The organism is Rhodopseudomonas sp. B29, assembly GCF_000333455.1.
Lineage (GTDB): Bacteria > Pseudomonadota > Alphaproteobacteria > Rhizobiales > Xanthobacteraceae > Rhodopseudomonas.
The window spans coordinates 1-3,007 of the sequence record NZ_BADD01000228.1 but is presented as its reverse complement, the minus strand read 5'-3'; the positions used below and the strand labels follow the sequence as shown (position 1 = coordinate 3,007).

The window sequence follows — 3,007 nt, the reverse complement described above, 5'->3', positions numbered from 1 at the left end:
CGTGGAGTAGAGCCGCTTCAGCGCCGCGCAGGTCTGGCCGGCGTTGATGAACGCGCCCCAGAACAGGCCTTCGGCGATGGCCTGCGGATCGACGTCTGGCAGAACGATGCCGGCGTCGTTGCCGGCCCGCTGCTTTCTCGATCTGGTGGTGGTGTCGGCCAACCTGCTGGCCGAGGATGCCGCCCGGCTGCCTGCCTGAGAGGCAGACCGGGAGCAAGGCCGAGAAACATGCAGGTGCATCTATCCTGCATGGCAGCCTTCCCACCGGAGGACTTCTTCCCAACCGACGTATGTCCCATTTGTGCAGCGCGATTGGGAGACACACGACGCCATGCTCGAAATGTATTTCATGCTTCAGATTGCCCGCAGCCCGCTTCAGGCGATGGCCCGCCGCCTGATGTGCACCGGCCTGAGCCTCGCCACGCAAGGCAAGCGCCAATGCCATTCCTGTAAGGCCACCAAGGACGCCGAGCCGGAGGCGTGAGCGCCCGGCTCCGATCACCCCTTTCGCAAAGGATCGCGCACTTGCGCTCCTGATACTTCGGGTTATTGTTTAACGACTTCCAAGCGCGCTTCGATGGCGCAGCGCGCGCGGGCGGCAGAGATTGCCACGATCCCAGCTTTTCGGGACGGGTTCTGCCGCGCGCCGAGTGTCGCCGGCTTCCGTCCTTCGTATCGGAGGAATGCATGGCCCTCGACGCATATCGGATCACGACAGAACCCTATTATCAGCCGCACGGCGACGAAATCGAGATCTTCACCGCGGCCTATCGGGAGCGGCTGCCGGTGATGCTGAAGGGCCCGACCGGCTGCGGCAAGACGCGGTTCGTCGAGCACATGGCGTGGCGGCTCGGCAGACCGCTGATCACCGTGGCGGCGCACGAGGACATGACGGCCGCCGACCTCGCCGGCCGCTATCTGCTCGAACCGCAGGGCACGGTGTGGCACGACGGACCGCTGACCCAGGCGGTGCGCCACGGCGCGATCTGCTATCTCGACGAGATCGTCGAGGCGCGGCAGGACACCACGGTGGTGATCCACCCGCTCACCGACGCCCGCCGCATCCTGCCGCTGGAGAAGCACAACGAGATCGTGCCGGCACATCCGGACTTTCAGCTCACCATCTCCTACAATCCCGGCTACCAGAGCGCCGTGAAGGACCTGAAGGAATCCACCAAGCAGCGATTCCTGGCGATCGACTTCTCCTATCCGCCGCCGCAGATCGAAAGCGCGATCGTGGTCCGCGAATCCGGAGCGGATAGTTCGCTCGCCGACATCCTGGTTGCGATCGGTCAGCGCTCGCGCAATCTGCAGGGCCACGGCCTCGACGAAGGCGCCTCGACCCGGATGCTGATCCACGCCGGACGGCTGGTGCGCGGCGGCGTGCCGCTCGGCGCCGCGGTGCAGTCAAGCATCGTGCTGCCGATCACCGACATCCGGACGTTCGCGCCGCGCTGCGTGCGGCGATCGAGGCGTGCATGCCGTGAGTGAACAACCGCGCGCGGCCCTGAAGCTCGTCGAGCCGACGCCAACGAGCGCGACGCGCGAGCTGCATCTGATGATGCGGCAGCGCGAGGCGCTACGCGCGCCGTTTCGCACGGCGTGGGATGATCTCGCGACGCGGTGGAACGAAGCCGATCTCGACGCCTGGTCTTCCGCGGTGCTGGAACTGGTCAACGTCAACGCCGGCCCCGGCTGCCTGATCGCAATGTGGGACGTCAGCCGCAGCGAACCCGGCGACAATATTGCGCCGCTGCTCGCCGCCGCCAGCGCCGCGGCGGAGATCTGCCGCGAGGCCGGCGCCCGCGCCGCGGCGCTGAGCCTGAAGGCGCTGCCGATCGCCCGCAACGCCTTCGCCTCCGGCCCCGAACTGGCACGCTGGTGGCGGGCAATGACGCAGTTCGCGCATGACGCGCCGGAATCAGTCGAGCCAATGGCGCTGCGGATGTCGGCGATCCTGACGCCGGGTTCGGTCGAGGCATTCGAGAACTTCATCGCCGCGGGATTGAAACTGGCCGACGGCGACCGCCGCGTCCGCTCGAACTACTTCACGCTGCAGCACGAGCTGGCGCAGCGGCTGATCAGCCGCGATTTCGGCGGCGTCGATTTCGCCGAGACCGAGCGGCATCTCAAAGCCTTCGTCACCGCACTATGGGGCCGCGTGCCGCTGCTGCGCGCTTTGCCCTGTGGCGACACCGCGGTCGCGCGACGCTCGGCGATTGCCGGACCACTGATCAGGTTGCCGGAAGTCTATCGCGGCTTCGAGGGCGACGAGGCCTGGCGGCTGTATCGCGCCGCCGCCGCGCACGCCCAGGCGCATCTGATGCTCGGCGGCAGCCGCTTCCCGGTCGGCAAGCTCAAACCGCTGCAGATCGTGCTGGTCGGACTGATCGAGGATGCGCGCATCGAGGCCCTGGCGCTTCGGCAACTTCCAGGACTACGCCGGCTGTGGGCGCCGTTTCACACCGCCAGACCTGACGGCATCGCCACCGCACCGGCGCTGCTGGCGCGGCTCGCCCGTGCGCTGCTTGATGCAAACTACGAAGACGATCACGGCTTCGTCGAGAAAGGCCGCGCGCTGTTCGCCGCCGCGCAGCCGCGGCTGCACGATCCGACGATCGCCCGCGAGATCGGCATGCTGCTCGGCAACGATCTCGGCCAGATGCGGCTGCAGTTCAATGCCAAGACTCACGTGATCGAGCCGGTGTATCGCGACGATAATCTAGGCCTGTGGGATTTCGACGAACCGCCGCAGGCCAATGCCGAAGTGCTGGAGATGTTCGTCGATGCCGCCCGCATCGAGCAGCAGGAAAGCGACGAGGCGCCGCCCGACGATCAGCAACCATCGGAGAGCGACGCCGGCAAGGCACGGCCAGTCGCGCCGGACAGCCGCGGCACCGTGCTGGCGACCTATCCCGAATGGGACCGTCGCCACGGCATCGAGCGGCCGGAGTGGACCACGGTGCGCGAAGTTGCCGCATCTGCGGCGATGCGCGCCGCATCAGCG

The 3,007-nt window shown here is 67.3% G+C and carries 2 protein-coding genes and 2 pseudogenes; 3 read left to right on the top strand and 1 reads right to left on the bottom strand.

The window, feature by feature from the left end:
- Positions 1-240 (bottom strand): aldehyde dehydrogenase family protein (locus I5M_RS34045; protein WP_283804864.1); only part of this gene is annotated, 240 nt, incomplete at its 3' end.
- A 91-nt stretch (positions 241-331) separates the two neighbouring features.
- On the opposite strand from I5M_RS34045, the gene I5M_RS29355 reads away from it, so the two are divergent.
- From I5M_RS29355 to I5M_RS07995, 3 genes and pseudogenes are all read left to right on the top strand, one after another.
- On the top strand, positions 332-484 hold the full coding sequence (locus tag I5M_RS29355; protein ID WP_022720923.1) for a hypothetical protein: 153 nt from the start codon (positions 332-334) through the stop codon (positions 482-484).
- Between the two features lie 203 nt (positions 485-687).
- A pseudogene (locus tag I5M_RS29350) lies at positions 688-1,487 on the top strand (CbbQ/NirQ/NorQ/GpvN family protein).
- Positions 1,484-3,007 (top strand): annotated as a pseudogene (locus I5M_RS07995) (hypothetical protein); the annotation flags it as partial. The pseudogenes I5M_RS29350 and I5M_RS07995, both read left to right, overlap by 4 nt.